A 17,185-nucleotide genomic window follows, 5' to 3' on the forward strand; every position below is an offset into this window, starting at 1 on the left:
TCTTTACTCAGAATGAAGTTTTCTTATCGTAAAAAATCCATGGATTTAGGTTTATTTTGAATAATCAAAAAAAATACAAGTATATCAACATAAATTTTACAACTTATCTGTAATCATTGATTAATTTTTTATAAATTAGATTCTTTAAAACCGTTTTAATCTCTCCTATCTGAAAAGCCATGGCAGAAACATTTGAAGTACAGATAAATGAACACTCCAGAGTTCCCAAATACAAACAAATTGTAGATTCTATTCTGAATGGAATTGATGGTGGAGAAATTCAGATAGGAGAAAAGATTCCTTCTATCAATGAGCTTAGTGAGTCCTGCTTCCTCTCAAGAGATACAGTGGAAAAAGCTTACAAAGAGCTTCGAAAAAGACAAATCATTGAATCGGTAAAAGGTAAAGGATATTATATTTCTCGTATCAACAAAAATGATATCATTAATATCTTCTTTTTGATCAACAAACCGAGTACTTATAAGATGATGATTTATAATTATTTCGTCAATGCAATCGGTACCAAAGGCAATGTAGAGATGTATATTTACCATTGTGACGAAACACTTTTCATTAATTCATTAAAGAAAAATTTGGGTGGATTTGATTACTATGTAATTATGCCTCATTTTCGTGATGAACAGTCAAAACATACCAGTTCGACACAGGAAGTTCTTGATATGATTGAAAAAATTCCGAAAAATAAATTACTGTTGTTAGATAATACAAAACCCAACATTTCAGGGGAATACGGTACTATTTTTCAGGATTTTGAACATGATATTTACAATGCTCTGAAGGAAGGTTTAGACAAAATTAAAAAATACGAAAAAATCATTTTGGTCTATCCAGATAAATCTATTCACCCCTATCCTTTCCGTATTGTACGTGGTTTTGAGAATTTTTGCAAAGATTTTAAACTTGATTATGAAATTCTCGACGAAATTTATCCCGACATGGAATTACAGGAAAAAGATATTTTTATCACCATCCGGGAACGTGATTTGGTGAATTTGGTTAAACAAATCAGACAGAAAAATCTGAAATTAGGCGAAGACATTGGAATTATTTCCTATAACGAAACTCCTTTGAAGGAATTGCTTGGAATTACGGTAATTACTACAGATTTTAAAGCAATGGGAGAATCTGCAGCGTATATGATTCTGAAAAATAAAAAAGAACAGGTTAATAATGTTTTTAAGTTTATTCAGAGGGATTCTCTTTAAAACTTAAAGTTTATATTTTTTACAAAAATGCGCAATCGATTACATTAATTTTTAAAATATACTTTCAAAAAAATATCTAATTTAATTATGATTAAAAAATTAATTTTTGCCATGAGTTTTTTCATGGTACTTGCTGTTTCAGGACAGAAAAAGAATGATAAAGATGCTGTGACTGAGATTGCAGAAAAGCTAAGATTAGCCATGATAAGCGGTGATAAATCATCGTTAGAATCTTTGATTTTACCCGAACTAACCTACGGACATTCTGGAGGTCATATCGATGACTCAGCAGAGTTTGTTGACAAATTATCCAGTAAAAAATCAGTTTTTGAAACCATTGATATTACCAATCAAAATATCAATATCGTCGGGAACACAGCGATTGTTCGTCATCATTTTTATGCAAAAACCAATGACCTTGGCAAAGGGCCGAGTGATGTAACATTGGATGTATTATTAGTTTGGGCAAAAGTGAAAAATGATTGGAAATTGTTGGCCAGACAAGCTGTGAAATCTGAAAAGAAGAAATAAATTTTCAAATTATAATAAACAAAATTCGCAAGGTTGTCTTTGCGAATTTTTTATTTTGAAATTGTTGAAGCTTTTTTGACGCAAAGTTTTATTTATGATTTTAAATATTTTAAGTGAGCAAAGAGTGGAATCAATACATTGATTCTTATTAAGCTGGCTTCATCAGCGACTTTGTAGCCTTACTTTGATCCTTTAAATAATACATTTTTTATTAAATCTTTGCGTTTAAAAATATTTTAAAGTTTAAGTTTTGGCTAAAGCCAATGTAGAATTTCTTTTATTGAAAACGAGCTAAAGCCCGTTCCTATTGAATACAAAAAATTCGCAAAGACAACCTTGCGAATTTTTTAATTTAGATATTTAAATCTGAAAAATATTCTGGATTATTTTACTCTAAAGTTTTGTAAATCTTCCGGTTTCTCACAACAAACCTGCTCCAAAACCTGTCTGAACTGCATTTTAAGCATTTCAATAATATGATCACCGCCTTTTTCGCCTAAAGCACCCACTGCATACATAAAAGTACGTCCCATAAACGTAAATTCGGCGCCACAGCTTAAAGCACGGGCAACATCCGGACCGGTTCTCACGCCGCTATCCATCATTATTTTGATCTGATTTTTGTATTTTTCGCTGATTTCTTTGACTATGGTAATTGTAGACTCTCCGGCATCAAGCTGTCTTCCGCCGTGATTGGAAATGATCATTCCGTCAAATCCTAAACGTACAGCTTCTGCAGCATCTTCATCGGAAGCAACACCTTTAATGACTAATTTCCCTTTCCATTTGTCGCGAATTGCTTTTATTCTATCAGAATTTAATCTCCCTGAAAAAGTGGAATTCATGAATTGTCCTAATTGCTTCACTCCCATATTTTTATCCATGTATTTTTCCATGGTTTTAAAACTAGGAACTCCATGTTTCAGAATTTCCAAACACCATTCCGGTCTTGCTAAAGCTTGAGAAACGTTTCGGAAGTTAATCTGAGGTGGCATTGCCAAACCATTTCGGATTTCTTTTGCTCTATATCCAAAAGTCGGAACATCAGATAAAACGCACAAAACATCATAACCAGAAGCTTCACAACGGTCGAGAATATCATCACGCAACCATTCTTCTCTCGGATGGTATAGCTGGTACCATGCTTTTCCTTCCGTCAATTCAGCAATTCTTTCGATACTGCTGGTTGTAACTGTACTTAAAATAAAAGGAATATTGTGTTTGAAAGCTGCTTTTGCTAAAATTTCGGGAGCATTAGGCCACATTAATCCCTGTAAACCAACAGGAGAAATTCCGAATGGTGCGGAATATTTTACTCCAAATAATTCAGTTTCCATATTGGCTTCCGCATAATTATTGTTCAGGTATTGCGGACGAAGCAGAACTTCTCTCAGTTCGCTTGTATTTCTGTCTCTGTTGATATTTTCATTACATCCGCCATCTAGATATTCGAAAGCAAAACGGGGCATTCTTTTTTTTGCTCTTTCGATCAGAAGTTCAAGCGAAGCATAACGGGTATCAAATGGAAATGCCATAATTAGTTGTTAGTTATTGGTTGATAGTTGTTGGTTTTTGAGAGTTTGCCATCAACTGACAACTATTACCCAACAACTAAAATATTTTATAAATTAAGAATTAACGGTTGAAGCACTTTCATCTGATAATGCTGCTGTAAAAAAGTTTCGTCTATTTTTTTGTTGGAAATAACCATAGAAGCTCCCAATGCCGAACCCAACGGAGAATGTGTAGACATCACATTGTAATGCTGGAAATGGTGAGACATTAGTTTCATAAAAACGTCGTTGTCTGTAAATCCACCGTCAATGTAGATGTTTTCAATATCCGAATTTCCGATTGCGTTTGTAATGGTATGAATCTGTAAATCCATCAATTCAATCATCAATTGATGATATGCTTCTTCAAATGTAGTAAAAGAATTTAAATCTGTTGCAGTAATCATTTTTCGTTTCAAAATAATTCCTTCAAATCGAAAATAAATATTCTTATTTTTCATTAAACGCAGATACAAATCCTGATCAAACTGTACTTCTCTGTGGAAACCATATTCTTTTCCGTAATAATCACACAATTTTTCAACCTGAATCTTGTATTCATTTCCCATGAAAAAGCGGGACGCTTTTACGCGTTTTCCATCGATTCGCATATAATTAAGGCAATTGTTTTCTATATCTTCATCCGTTAAGCTTTCATCATTAAAAGGATTTAAAGAAATACTCCAAGTTCCGGTTGAAAGCAATAAAAATGGTTCTTTTTTACTTAAAATATAAGGCAATAATGCTGAAGAACTGTCGTGAATTCCGACTCCGATTTTAATTTTTTTGTTTTTATAAGATGTGTTGATGCTTGCTGAAGTCGGTACAATTGGCCCAAGCAATGCATCAATTTCTTCTTCGTAAACCCAATCATGGTAATCCGCTTTGTCATAATCCCATAAATTGGTGTGACATCCGATTGACGTAAATTCCGAAACACAAATTCCTGTAAACAGATACGATAAATATTGAGGTAAATGAAGGCTGTAACGGATCTTTTTGAACGTTTCGGGGTGTTTGTATTTTAACCAGAATAATTGCAGTCCTGAATTCAACATTCCCGATTGCGGTGATGCTGTTTCGCGGGCAATTTTCAGTTTATCTCCATGTTTTTCATAAAATAAATCAAGAATTTCCTGATCCATCGGTTTGGTATAATTGTACAAAGGCGTCAGGATATTTCCTTTATGATCCAAATGCACAAAACTCGCTCCATAAGTGGAAAAATTGATCGCTTTTACTTCATATTTTTCATCTTCAAGAATGGCATTGAAATTATCTTTAATCCAGTTTTGTAATGCAACAAGATCTTCCGTGGGATAACCATCTTCATCTGTTGTGAGGGATAATTCCGTATATTCACGAACAACCTCTTTATAATTTTTATCAAATAAAAAGAACTTTTTATTGGTTTTTCCAATATCAAATACTATTGTTACCTTTTTTTTGGACATTCTTGTGATGAATTTTTATATTTTAAACACAAATAGCGCTAATATTTTCACTAATAACACTAATCTGTTTTAATTGAAATTTTAATCTTAAACGCAAAGTTCGCAAAGATTTTTGACTACTATTCGATTTTACGTTCGCAAGGGCGTTTCACTCAGCAAATGATAATTATATTTATTGAATATTCATTTAAATATTACTTTATTGAACCATTAAGGAGTGTTCAGATAGTAAGATGCATTAAGAAAAAAATCCACTAATTTCTTAAGCAGCAATGCCTAAAACCCTACTCATCTAAACACTTTCAACCTTAATGATAAAAAAATAAGGATACATATAATAAAAACTTTCGATTGCACTCAAAAGTTAAAACTATCAATTTTAAATAGGATTACAATCCAGTTGCCTTAACATTTAGACCTCTTTCGGTAATTAAATTTTCTCTTACTTTTAAATTTCTGTAAGCCGAAATCGGGTCAAGCGCCGCACCTGTCTGTAATCTTGCAGCTCTTAATAATGGACGAACATCTGTTCTGTACGCATTCTGCAAAATGTCCTGCGCTCCGACAACATCATTATTTAATTGTGCTTCTTTTAATGCTTTTTGGTCAACCAAAAGTGCTTGAGCATATGCAATTAAAATAGCTTCCAAAGATTGTAATAAATCTTCCAACGGATCTTTGATGTTATGACTTGCGTCAATCATCCAAGCTGGATACGGGTTGTTAGCATTGTTTTCCATTCCGTATACCAATTCATTGAAAATCAAGAATAAAGCATAAGGTTTGATTGAACCAACTGTCAAATCATCATCTCCATATTTGCTGTCGTTGAAGTGGAAACCACCTAATTTTCCTTTATACATTAAGGTTGCAACGATCTGCTCAATATTTGTATTCGGCAAGTGATGACCTAAATCTACTAATGTGTAAGCTCTTTCTCCACAAGCATTTGCCAACATGAATGAAGTTCCCCAATCCTGAATTGTTGTTGAATAGAAATTCGGTTCGTAAGGCTTATATTCAATGAATAATTTCCAGTCTTCCGGCATTCCTGCGTAGATTTCTTTTAAGCTTTTTTCAGTGTTTGATAAAGCTGTCTGGAAATTTAACTGTCCCGGAAAACTTGCTCCGTCCGCCAACCAAACGGTTAAGCTTTTTGAACCTAATTCTTTTCCGATTCTGATTACTTCTTTGTTATGTTCCACCGCATAAGCTCTTGAATCTTCATTCACAGCGTTCAAAGAACCGAATTTGTAAGATGCTTTTGCTCCCGGCTGATCTTGAAACGTGTTAGAATTCATCGCATCAAAAATAAGTCCGTGAGACGCTGCTTTTTCTTTAATCGCTGCTACATCACTTGGAATATCCCAAGGAATATGCAAAGAAATTGCTCCTGCAGAATGCGTTAAAGCATGAATCAATCCTACATCATCTAATTTTTGTTCTAAAGAAGAGGGTTCGCCACCGTAAGAAAATCTTCCAAAACGGGTTCCGCCTGCTCCTAAAGCCCAACTCGGAATCGCCACTTGAAAATCGGCAATTTTGTTGACGATTTCAGTAACATTTGAGCCTGATTTTTTTAATTTATTTTGTAGAAAATCGAAATCTGTATTAAAGTTTTCAATTTCTCCTTTGTTATATTGTTCAATGATATCTTTTCCTATAATCATGATTTGATTTTTTATTAACCTTGTCAAGGTTTTGAACCTTGACAAGGTTGAATTGATTGATTAAAATTAGCATTAAATATTTATTTCGACCCCTGATTACTTTCGAATCTCTCGCAGCCCGACCTGAGTGGAGCTCTTTTTGTGAGGAGGTACGACGAGCAAAAAAGCGGGAACGGAGGGCGGATTAAGCTGCCCAAATAAAATATATTAATAAATAATTATCTCGGGAAGGCGTTTGCCATTCCACCATCTACATTAATGATGTTTCCTGTACTTTTATCTAAAATTGCGATACACGCGAAAACTCCGTTGGCGATGTCTTCCGGAAGGATAATTTCGTTTAATAAATTTCTTTTTGCATAAAATGCTGGTAATTCTTCTACAGAAATTCCGTTGGCTTTTGCACGACCTTCCGCCCAAGAACCCTCCCAGATTTTACTTCCAACGATAACTCCGTCAGGATTTACAACATTAACACGGATTTTATCAGATGCTAATTCCGCTGCTAATAATCTTGTCATGTGTTGTTGTGCTGCTTTTGCAGTTCCGTATGCCACATTATTTGGACCAGCAACTAAACCGTTTTTACTTGCAATATTTACGATATCACCTCCAAGACCTTGCTTTTTAATGATTTCCACTCCATTTTTCGCCATTAAAAACTGTCCTTTTACCAAGACATTTTCTAAGAGATCCCAATCTTTCGTTGTTGTATCTTCTAGAGATTTAGAAATAGCCAAACCTGCGGAATGAACAATAATATCTACTCCACCAAACGCCAGAACCGCTTCCTTAAAAGCGTTAGCAATCGCTTCTTCGCTCGTCACATCACAAGTTACAGCAACCGCCTGATCTTTACTGTATTTTGCAGTAACAGATTCTACTGCTTCCTGATTTAAATCTGTAAAAACTACAACTGCGCCTTCCTGAACCATTTTGTCAGCAATTGCCTGTCCGATTCCGCCTCCTGCTCCTGTAACCACAGCGATTTTTCTTGAAAGAGGTTTTTCTTTAGGCATTCTTTGAAGTTTTGCTTCTTCCAACAACCAATATTCGATGTCGAATGCTTCTTGTCTTGGTAATGAAGTGTATTCAGAAATGGCTTCTGCTCCACGCATTACGTTGATTGCGTTTACATAAAATTCGCTTGCAACGCGAGTCGTTTGCTTATCTTTTGAGAAACTGAACATTCCAACACCCGGATAAATGATGATCACAGGATTCGGATCACGCATTGCAGGACTGTTTGGATGTTTGCAGGTTTCGTAATATTCTTTGTATTCTTGTCTGTATTGTTCGAAAAGAGGATTTAATTTATCTAAAATAGCTTTAGAATCGCTTAAATCTTCATTTTTATCTAAAGTCAACACTAAAGGCTGAATCTTTGTTCTTAAAAAGTGATCCGGACAAGATGTTCCAAGAGGTGCCAAACGCTCAAGATCATTACTATTGATGTATTCTAAAACTACATCGCTATCAGTAAAATGACCAACCATTCTGTTTTCAGATGATGCTAAACCTCTCAATAAAGGCATTAATTGAGCTGCTTTGTTTTTACGCTCATCAGCAGGAAGAGATTCTACTTTTTGACCTCCAAAAACCTGTCCGTTTTCTTCAATTTTTTTAGCAATATATTCAGAAGCCATTTCGATTACTTCTAAACTATTGATGTAAGATTCGTAAGAAGTATCTCCCCAAGTGAATAATCCGTGGCTTCCTAAAACAATACCACGGATTCCCGGATTATCGTTTAAGCATTTTTCTAATTGTAATCCCAGATCAAACCCAGGACGTTGCCATGGAACCCAGCCCATTGTGTCTCCCCAGATTTCTTTGGTAATCGCCTCGCTGTCTTTTGCAGCAGCTACAGCAATAAGAGCATCAGGATGAAGGTGATCGATATGTTTGAATGGAAGTAAACCGTGAAGAGGCGTATCAATAGAAGGCGCTTTGCTGTCCAAATCAAAAATACAGTGATTGAACAGGCCCACCATTCTGTCTTCATCTTCTAACCCCTGGTAAACATTTTTTAAGTTTCTTAATCTTTCTGTATATAATCCGGCGATTCCTTTTCTGGTCAAAGTTCCGATGTCGCCACCTGAACCTTTTACCCACATTACCTCAACTTCTTCGTTGGTTAACGGATCTTTTTCAAGTGTTTTACAACTGGTATTCCCTCCTCCATAATTGGTAATTCTTAAATCTGCCCCTAATATATTTGAGCGGTATAAAAATAAAGCAACCTGATCATCTCCTAAAGCTGCCGCCTTATTTTCATCCCATAAATAGTCTACGTATTTGAATGTTTTTACTTTTTCCATTGTTTGTCTTATATTTCTAAATTGTAACCCAAAATTAGATTGTTATATTTTTTTCAGTATCCCGTACTATACTGCTAAACTCTTTATTTAAAGATAATTTAACGTTTGAATTTTCATTAAATCAATTCATTTATACAGCAATCTAATTGAGTTTATTTATAATTAATATTTTGTGATAAAGTTTTTGTTTAAAAATTTAACTATTAAGAAAATTTGAGTTGATTTTTTGTTCAACCAAAATTTTCTCAATGTTTAAAATAAGTTTCAATTGGTTATTAATTAATACCCCGGAAGTTGCGTAAGATTTGGATTATCAACTAAAGGGTGACCTGCCGACTGCGCTGCAAACGGAAGTAATTCTGTTTTGTTTGGTACAAATCCGTAGAAAAGACCATCTCCACCACCTTCGATCCAGTTTGGATATGTTCCACCGTTTTCAACAGAACCTGTTGGTTTTGTATAAATAATGGCTCCGATCTGAAGTGCATTGAAGCCTCCAGTAAATCCTACCGCTTTTCTTGCATTACCATTAAAAGTACTTGTATAGGCTTCAAACATCTTAGTAGGATACCATTTGTCGCCAGCTACTACAGTTTGTCCATGTGCTGTAACTATACTCGCCAAAGCCGTCTGATAAGCTGCAAAATTTGCAGCAGCCGTAGGAACGTTTTGAACGATTGCAATTTCTGCAGGGTTCGTTATTTCAATATATTTAAGTGCTAAAAACGGATCTCCATAAATCTGTGCATTTTTTTCAAATTTATAAAGACGCAGAGCAGGCGTATTTGCGTATTGACCGGTTTTGTTTGATAAGTTTTTCATTGCCTGTTTTGTAGCATCAATTTCACTTGCCAAACGATTCATTCTAATTAAATCAGTACGAAGATTAAATTCCCCTGCAAATTCCCATTTACGCTCCTGAACAATGGCACTTTCGAATGCCTGCTGACCGCTTGGTATTGGTAATGAACCTATTCCTGCACGGTTTCTTACCTGTTGTAATGCTGCTGTAGCCTGAGCGGTAGGTCCTCCATTTAAATAATTCTGAGTTTCTGCATACATTAATAAAACATCAGCATATCTTAGAATCGGAATGTTCAAATTACGTGCATCCGCCGCCTGTGGTGCCACACACCATCCCATTCTAAATTTACCGGACATAATACAAGAGAATGTAGTTCCTGCGTTTACCCAAGTATCTGTAGCTGCCCCAGCATTTAAGAAATAAATACTGTAAGAAGTACAAGAAACATCTCTACGTGTATCGCCTTGATTAAAAGAAAGATAATAGCTTGGAAGTATAAATTGCAGTGCTTTACGAGAACCATAAGTTCCGCCACGAGAACCTTCCATTGCATAGACTCCAAAAGCTGAATTGGTATTTGCGCCGTATTCAGCGATGTGCCAAAGCATTTCCGGATTCGTTACTGCAAATTTTCTTTGATCAAAATTGAACCATAAAGCTTCGAAACCACTTTTACCACCCTGAGCCTGTACTAAACTGGCAGTACCGCCATTGACTACAGCCGCAGCCGCGTTATCTGCAATTTGATATAATTGTTGAACTCTTGAATTATCACTTCTACGAGACATTGTACCAGGAGCTGGGCTATTAAGGTCCCATCTTAGAGAATACCCTGCAGCATATAAAGCGATTCTTGCTAACAAACCATTACCTGCTGCTTTTGTTAAACGCTCAGTTGTTCCGGTAGTAGGTAAATCATTTACCGATTCCTGCATATCTGCGATAACACGATCGTAAATTATATCTCGGGAAGTACGTTTTGGATATAAAGTATTAGGATCGTTAGGATCTGCATCTTCCAAAGGAATCCAAACGGCGGGAACGTCTCCATATACTCTGATCAAATTGTGATAACAAAATGCACGAATCGCTTTTACTTCTGCTATCAGAGCATTACGTTTCGCGCTGGGCTCCATCAAAGCTAATCTGGTGATCGCAATATTGGTTTTCTCTATACTTGAATACATTGCTGCATAGATTCCTGTAACTGTATTAGGCGTATAAGCATCATACTGGTAATTACAAATATTGTATTTGGAATTATTAGTGGAACCATCTTCAGAAGAGTGAGTTACTGTATCTCCTGCTCCAAGCTGATAATACATTTCTGTAGGAACCAGACCTCTGTAACATCCCTGAACAAACAAATCTGCAGTATCTAAACTTTGAAATACCGTATTGGTATCAGTTATATTATAAGCTGGCTGATCCAAAAAGTCTGCACTACACGAATTGATGAATATTCCGGCAATTATAAAAGATGGAAGTATGAGTATTTTTTTTATTGATCTATATGTTTTAGATATATTTTTCATGATCTAAATATTTAAATATTAAAAAGTTAAATTGATCCCAAGAACATAGCTTCTTGAACGTGGATAAGATGAAGTATCATACCCCGGTGTTATTGCAACTCCAGATGCTGCCGCAACTTCAGGATCATAACCAGAGTAACCGGTAATTGTTGCTAAATTGTTTACTGTAACATAAATACGTGCATTAGTTACTGCGATACGTTGTAAAAATTCTTTATTTAAGCTATAACCAACTGTTAACTGAGCAATTCGCAGATACGATCCGTCTTCCACATAATATGATGACGGATAAGCAATATTAGCTGTATTTGTATTGCTCAAACTCCAAAGACTTGAGTCTTCATTAGGATTAAGTTCTTTTAATCTTACCAAATTTGTCGTTGCCTGCCCTGTATTAGGATCAATCAAATGATAATAATTGTTTCCGAATTCTGTAGGAACATTTTGGTATAAAGCATATGGGCTCAAACTTTGTTTAGTGGCATTATAAATATCACCGCCTACGCTGAATTTCATGAATATAGCAAGATCGAATCCTTTATAAGAAAAATTATTGCTGATACCTCCAATAAAATCAGGAGTACCATTTCCGATTTTCACTAATTTTCTTGTGAACTGATCTCCAGCCTCATTATCTGCTGCAAATTTCATATCTCCCGGTTTAGGAGTTCCGGTAGCAGGTTTTACAACACCAGGTTTTAAAGTAAGTGTTCCATTTGTAGCCTGAGTAAAATCATCAGTCGTATAAACTCCCTGATAAACATATCCGTACATATCTCCCAGCTGTTCACCTATTTTAGCATAATAAGTTACCATTCCGGATCTGCTTCCACCTGCGTTAAATGGCCTGTTGTCTCTTCCATCCAAAGCAAGAACTTTGGACTTGTTGAAACCGATATTCGCATCTGTTGACCATCTGAAGGCTCCTGTTTTTACGTTAATAGAATTAAGCGTAAATTCCATACCGCGGTTTCTCATTACTGCAATATTTTCATATTTTGTTGTATAACCTGTAGACACTGGCAACCCAACAGGCAGCAACATTTTATTTATATCATTATTGTAAAATTCTGAAGTTAGTTTTATCCTATTATTGAAGAAGGCTAAATCTACCCCAATATTCGTTGCTTTCATCTCTTCCCACTGCAAATTTTTATTACCCACGGTAGAACTTGTTGTAAATGCTGGATTAGTAGCATTATTATCAGAAGGATAAGTTGTAAGAACTAAGTTTGTTGTGTATAAACTATTCCCAATATCATTGTTACCTGTGATACCATATTCAAATCTTAATTTAAAATCATTGACAATTTTATTAATCTTGCTGTCTTGCCAGAAATTTTCCTGAGAAATACGCCAAGCAGCAGCTACTGACGGGAAATTACCCCACTTTTTATCTGAACCGAATTTCGAAGATCCGTCTCTACGAAAGGTAGCAGTTAATAAATAACGATCATCATAACTGTAATTTACACGTCCAAAAAAAGAACTTATTGCATATCTTGAATTATCTACATTTTTATTGGACACTGTTGCATTGTCAATATCATATAATCCATAATTAAAAAACGGAAATTTGATTAATGTCATGCTATTACTTTCAGCTTCCTGATAAACAGCTTCCTGCCCTGCTAAAACACTAACTCTATGTTTCTCTGCAAATGTTTTATTAAACGTTAAAGTATTGGTAATCTGATAACGGAATGATTCTGCATTTCCAATACTTCCGTTAATTCCTGTATTTACAGGATCTGTTAAAAATGAACGTGAGTTCTCATCTGAAAATGTTGTAGATTTACTGTTATTCCAGTTATAAGAACCTGCTGTTCTGAATGTGAAATTTTTCAAAAAATCAAATTCAACACCTGCATTAGCCACAAATGATCTGAAACGTCTATTGGATTGAGATGCCTGGGTTTCTATATATGGATTTTCTGTATCAAAACTTGAATCTAATCCCGAATAATCACCATATGTTTGGGTGTTAAATAACTGATCCTGTGTAAATTTAGTTCCTCCAGTGATTGGCTGAAGAAGGATTTTTTTCATTCCCGAATATGCTCCACCTCCGTTGGTAGAATTGGAATTAAACATAGAGCTGAAGTCTACTCTGATTCCTTTATATAATTCTGAATTGATATTGGCACGCAATGAATTTCTGGTTTCACTATAATTTTGTAATAAACCCTCTTGTTTATTGTAATTATAACTGATGTATGCCTGCGTTTTCTCATTTCCTACAGAAATGTTGACATTCTGGTTTTGGGTTGTCCCCGTTCCACCAAGCATTCTTTCCTGCCAATCTAATGCAGGAGCCGATGCATATCTATTATTGATTCTACCATAAACTCCGGTATAAAATCCAGGAGTATCAGTTCCTAAACTGTTATCGAAAACATTACTCCATTGAGTTGCTTTTCCTGAAAGTTGTGCCAGTTCATATTGATATTTTACATAATCTTCCGAATTTGAGACCATATCCAGCTTCTTCGAAAGCATGTCAAATGACATAAAAGAGTTATAATTAATAGTTGTTCTACCTTTTTTTCCGGTTTTTGTTTTAATAACAATAATACCATTGGAACCACGTGCCCCGTAAATCGCAATTGCAGAAGCTCCTTTTAGTACGTCAATACTTTCTATATCATTTGGATTAATAACATTCAATGCATTATCCAATTGGAAACCGTCCACAATGTAAAGTGGCTCTGTACCTTGGGTGATCGATGCACCACCACGAAGGGTAACGTTTGCACCTGCTCCCGGAGCACCACCTGCTGTAACGATATTCAGACCTGCAGCTCTTCCCTGTAATGCCTGTAAAGCATTCATTGCTGGTGTGGCAGCCAAATCTTTTGCAGAAACTGAAGCTACAGCTCCCGTTAAATCAGATTTTTTCACTTTTCCGTAGCCGATAACCACAACCTCTTCGATCTCTTTCGTTCCTACTTTTGCAGTATCCTTAATTGTTGTTTGCCCAAAGACAAAACCAGACGCAAGCAGAAATAAAGGTGCAATTAATGGCTTTAAATTCTTGTTTGTAATTTTTAAAGACATATATTAAGTTTTAGTAACATTAAATTATTATTTAGCCAATGTACATTGTTACAAAAATTTCGGCATCCTGCCATATCCTGCATCTTAAAATTCATAATTTATCTTAATTAGGTATAAATATTTAATGTAAAAATTAAAAATAATAACAATTTGGTGAAATAACTTTAAATAAATTTTTAAATCTGCAACTAGCTTTAAAACAACAACATAATTATTTAATAATCAATTCTGTTTCAAAAAAAATTACAGTAATCTATTAGCATAAAAAAAAGGCAACTGAAAAATATCAGTGCCTTATAAAAAACTAAACTATATATTACCTGTATGATGATAATTTAAAAGGATTGTAAAGGTTCCCGAAAAATGATTCTAACGTAAGGAATTTCCGTATCCTACGATCAAAATAGAAATAAACATCACCGTCATTCCTACAGCGATAGTAGAAGTTGTTTTTTTAGAAACTCCTTTCCATTCTTTAATGATAATACCCCATAAATTGGCAATCAAAATGATAAATGCCATGTGTAAAATCCACGAACTGGCACCATTTCCCATTTTACTTTCTCCCATTCCATAGAAGAAAAACTGTAAAAACCACATTGTTCCGGCAAGTGCGCAAAAAATTAAGTTTCGTAAAACCGGTACATCTTTTTTCACGTAATCTGTATAAGATTTATTTTTAATGGCTAAATATAAACAGCCGATCAGATTGACAGCCATTCCGCCCCAAAGGACAACGACATACGTTACATTGTTTTGAAAAAGGAATTCTCCCTGTCCCGGATTTGCATTTTTCCACAATTCATTGGCTATGTCTGCCATTGGTTTTCCTGCTTCCAGACCAAAATTAAAACAAGCACTTAAAACTCCTGATATGATGGAAACTATTAATCCTAAACCAAATTTATATTCAGTTTTTACGTGAGTACCATGAGGATCTAATGAATCTGTTTTCAGTTCTTTTTCTTTCATCATCCCGGCTTTTCCGCTGATGACAATCCCGATAACACAGACAAAAAGTCCCAGTAAAACCATCTGTCCCCACCTATTGGAAACCAACAAACCGATACTATCTTTTCCTGTTTCCGGTGAAAATTCATAAAATATCGATGGAACCAACGAACCGAACACCATACAAAGCCCCAAAATAATGCTGCTTCCAAGCGCAACGCCCAAATATCGAACACCTAAACCATAAGTAAAACCACCAATTCCCCATAAGGCACCGAATAAAAACGTTAATCCTAATATGGAAGAACTCTCATTCTGTATGATTTCCCAAAAGTTAGGAATGGTAAGAAATGCCGCCAATGGCGGAACAATGATCCATGAGACGATTCCTCCTATCAACCAATATGTTTCCCAGTTCCATCCTTTTACTTTTTTGTACGGCAAATAAAAACTTCCCGAAGAAAAGCCTCCTAAGAAATGGAAAAAAATTCCTAATAATGCATTCATAATTTATCTTATGGTTAGAATTTGAAAATTAAATATATGAAATCGATTGCGCATCTTGTAGTGTCATGCAATTCATAGTATTGTTCTTTTCTCGATAATAAAATTAATGTTTTTTCTTAATTCTATTAATATTAATTAAATATTGAAGTTTAAGGCTGTATATATTTTTTTTAATTTTTGGCTAAAGCCTTTGAATAGACGTTATTTATTAGTCGGTAAAGCCCGATCCAATTGATATTTAAAGTAATTTTTTCTCCCCCACAGATTACACAGATTTGCACAGATGTTTATGTTATAATTAATTTAAATTGTCAAATTATAAGCATTCATCTGTGCAAATCTGTGGGAAATAAAAAGTTATTTCAATTTATAAACTTCACTGGCTGCAAGCAATAAACAGCCCAATCCATAATCTTCAAAATCCGGTTCTTTGCTTACAGAAAGTGGCTGACCGTCTTTTGGTTCCTTTCCTGTACCCTGAACCCAACCTAAAAATCCATTAGGCTGAACAGAATCTTTTGCAATCGCATTCCAAGCTTTGATAGCAACAGGCAAATACGTTTTTTTATCAATCAAACCGTTGTTGATTCCATATGCCATTCCATATACGAAAAGAGCAGTTCCTGTCATTTCTTTTCCTCCGAAATTGGTGGGATCATGCAAACTCGCGTTCCAAAAGCCATCTTCTCTCTGAATTGGAAGCAATGCTGATAACAAATCTTTGTAATCCTGTAAATATTCCTGATAATGAGGATCAGATTTTGGAGTATCTTCCAATGTACGAGCCAAAGCAGCAACTACCCAACCATTTCCACGGCTCCAATAGCAGTCCTCCCCGTTTGGTTCTTTATAAGGCGGTACAAAGCTTTTATCTCTCCACCAAAGTTTGTCTTTTGGATTGTACAGACCATTTCCTCCGTGCTTGTATTTTGTGAAGGCATACATTTCGTAATTTTTATCGAAATACTTTTTCTCACCTGTCATTCTACCTAGTTTTGTGAAAATAGGCATTCCCATTTGAAGCGCATCGATCCACCACCAGTCGTCTACTTTATTGGTAGCCATCATGCTGTCTATGGAAGCTTTTACCAATTTAATTCTCTCCGGATTTTTCTTACCATCGATTTCATAAAGATCCAAATATGTTTGCCCACAAGCTTGATTATCAGCGTTACGCGTATAAGTGTCGCGCATCATGTCCCAATTATGCTTTTCAGACCATGACATTGCGTAGTCGTAATATTCTTTTTTCGGATCTACTTTATATAATGCAATTAAACCTTCATAATAAACTGCACGCGTCCACAGATTGCTTGGCCAAACTTTTTTTCCTACAATTTCTTTTCCGGTATCTGGCCATTTGTCCATGAAATATTGGTTGGCTCTTTCTGCAGTTTCCAGAACTTCTTTTTTATTGGGAAGATCAATATTATTTGTTGCTGATTTTTGAATTGAACATGAGGATAAAGCTCCAAAAATTACTGCAAAAACAGCAGTTCTCATGAGTATCTTTTTCATAATTATTATCTTTTTATTTAGTTTAATTTAAATCTTATTTTAGACTTTGGCTAAAGC

The 17,185-nt window shown here is 35.1% G+C and carries 10 protein-coding genes; 2 read left to right on the forward strand and 8 right to left on the reverse strand.

Translation table 11 applies throughout. From position 1 onward, the window contains the following. The first annotated feature begins 179 nt into the window (after positions 1-179). Together SB689_RS04090 and SB689_RS04095 are read left to right on the forward strand one after the other, a co-directional pair. Positions 180-1,226 carry a GntR family transcriptional regulator gene (locus tag SB689_RS04090; protein ID WP_410690864.1) on the forward strand — a complete coding sequence of 349 codons (1,047 nt, stop codon included), beginning with the start codon at positions 180-182 and terminating at the stop codon, positions 1,224-1,226. 87 nt (positions 1,227-1,313) lie between these two features. Beyond that, complete coding sequence (locus SB689_RS04095; RefSeq protein ID WP_410690866.1) at positions 1,314-1,757, forward strand: nuclear transport factor 2 family protein; 444 nt, start codon at positions 1,314-1,316, stop codon at positions 1,755-1,757. A 383-nt stretch (positions 1,758-2,140) separates the two neighbouring features. Here the strand turns inward: SB689_RS04095 and SB689_RS04100 are convergent, their stop codons facing one another. From SB689_RS04100 to SB689_RS04135, 8 genes are all read right to left on the reverse strand, one after another. Next, positions 2,141-3,292 (reverse strand): alpha-hydroxy-acid oxidizing protein, encoded by a 1,152-nt coding sequence (locus SB689_RS04100; RefSeq protein ID WP_410690867.1) that lies wholly within the window; start codon positions 3,290-3,292, stop codon positions 2,141-2,143. Positions 3,293-3,378: 86 nt separating this feature from the next. Then, on the reverse strand, positions 3,379-4,764 hold the full coding sequence (locus tag SB689_RS04105) for an FGGY-family carbohydrate kinase (RefSeq protein ID WP_410690869.1): 1,386 nt from the start codon (positions 4,762-4,764) through the stop codon (positions 3,379-3,381). A gap of 389 nt (positions 4,765-5,153) precedes the next feature. Then, positions 5,154-6,434 (reverse strand): sugar isomerase, encoded by a 1,281-nt coding sequence (locus SB689_RS04110; protein ID WP_410690870.1) that lies wholly within the window; start codon positions 6,432-6,434, stop codon positions 5,154-5,156. Positions 6,435-6,652: 218 nt separating this feature from the next. After that, a complete protein-coding gene (locus SB689_RS04115; RefSeq protein ID WP_410690871.1) occupies positions 6,653-8,755 on the reverse strand; it encodes a bifunctional aldolase/short-chain dehydrogenase in 2,103 nt (700 codons plus the stop codon). Between the two features lie 279 nt (positions 8,756-9,034). Beyond that, positions 9,035-11,095, reverse strand: a complete 2,061-nt coding sequence (locus SB689_RS04120; protein ID WP_410690872.1) for a RagB/SusD family nutrient uptake outer membrane protein — start codon at positions 11,093-11,095, stop codon at positions 9,035-9,037. A gap of 18 nt (positions 11,096-11,113) precedes the next feature. Further along, entirely contained in the window at positions 11,114-14,152 is a 3,039-nt protein-coding gene (locus tag SB689_RS04125; RefSeq protein ID WP_410690873.1) for a SusC/RagA family TonB-linked outer membrane protein, read from the reverse strand. 369 nt (positions 14,153-14,521) lie between these two features. After that, complete coding sequence (rhaT, locus tag SB689_RS04130; RefSeq protein ID WP_410690874.1) at positions 14,522-15,610, reverse strand: L-rhamnose/proton symporter RhaT; 1,089 nt, start codon at positions 15,608-15,610, stop codon at positions 14,522-14,524. Positions 15,611-15,967: 357 nt separating this feature from the next. Next, the gene (locus tag SB689_RS04135; protein ID WP_410690875.1) at positions 15,968-17,128 is read right to left on the reverse strand and encodes a glycoside hydrolase family 88 protein; all 1,161 of its coding nucleotides are present in this window, start codon (positions 17,126-17,128) and stop codon (positions 15,968-15,970) included. Positions 17,129-17,185: the final 57 nt, after the last annotated feature.

It is taken from the genome of Chryseobacterium sp. SIMBA_038 (assembly GCF_046535115.1).
Lineage (GTDB): Bacteria > Bacteroidota > Bacteroidia > Flavobacteriales > Weeksellaceae > Chryseobacterium.

Bases quoted from the DNA above. Each gene is read 5' to 3' on its own strand.
- SB689_RS04090 (WP_410690864.1), top strand. From the start codon at position 180: ATGGCAGAAACATTTGAAGTACAGATAAATGAACACTCCAGAGTTCCC.
- SB689_RS04095 (WP_410690866.1), top strand. From the start codon at position 1,314: ATGATTAAAAAATTAATTTTTGCCATGAGTTTTTTCATGGTACTTGCT.
- SB689_RS04100 (WP_410690867.1), bottom strand. From the start codon at position 3,292: ATGGCATTTCCATTTGATACCCGTTATGCTTCGCTTGAACTTCTGATC.
- SB689_RS04105 (WP_410690869.1), bottom strand. From the start codon at position 4,764: ATGTCCAAAAAAAAGGTAACAATAGTATTTGATATTGGAAAAACCAAT.
- SB689_RS04110 (WP_410690870.1), bottom strand. From the start codon at position 6,434: ATGATTATAGGAAAAGATATCATTGAACAATATAACAAAGGAGAAATT.
- SB689_RS04115 (WP_410690871.1), bottom strand. From the start codon at position 8,755: ATGGAAAAAGTAAAAACATTCAAATACGTAGACTATTTATGGGATGAA.
- SB689_RS04120 (WP_410690872.1), bottom strand. From the start codon at position 11,095: ATGAAAAATATATCTAAAACATATAGATCAATAAAAAAAATACTCATA.
- SB689_RS04125 (WP_410690873.1), bottom strand. From the start codon at position 14,152: ATGTCTTTAAAAATTACAAACAAGAATTTAAAGCCATTAATTGCACCT.
- rhaT (WP_410690874.1), bottom strand. From the start codon at position 15,610: ATGAATGCATTATTAGGAATTTTTTTCCATTTCTTAGGAGGCTTTTCT.
- SB689_RS04135 (WP_410690875.1), bottom strand. From the start codon at position 17,128: ATGAAAAAGATACTCATGAGAACTGCTGTTTTTGCAGTAATTTTTGGA.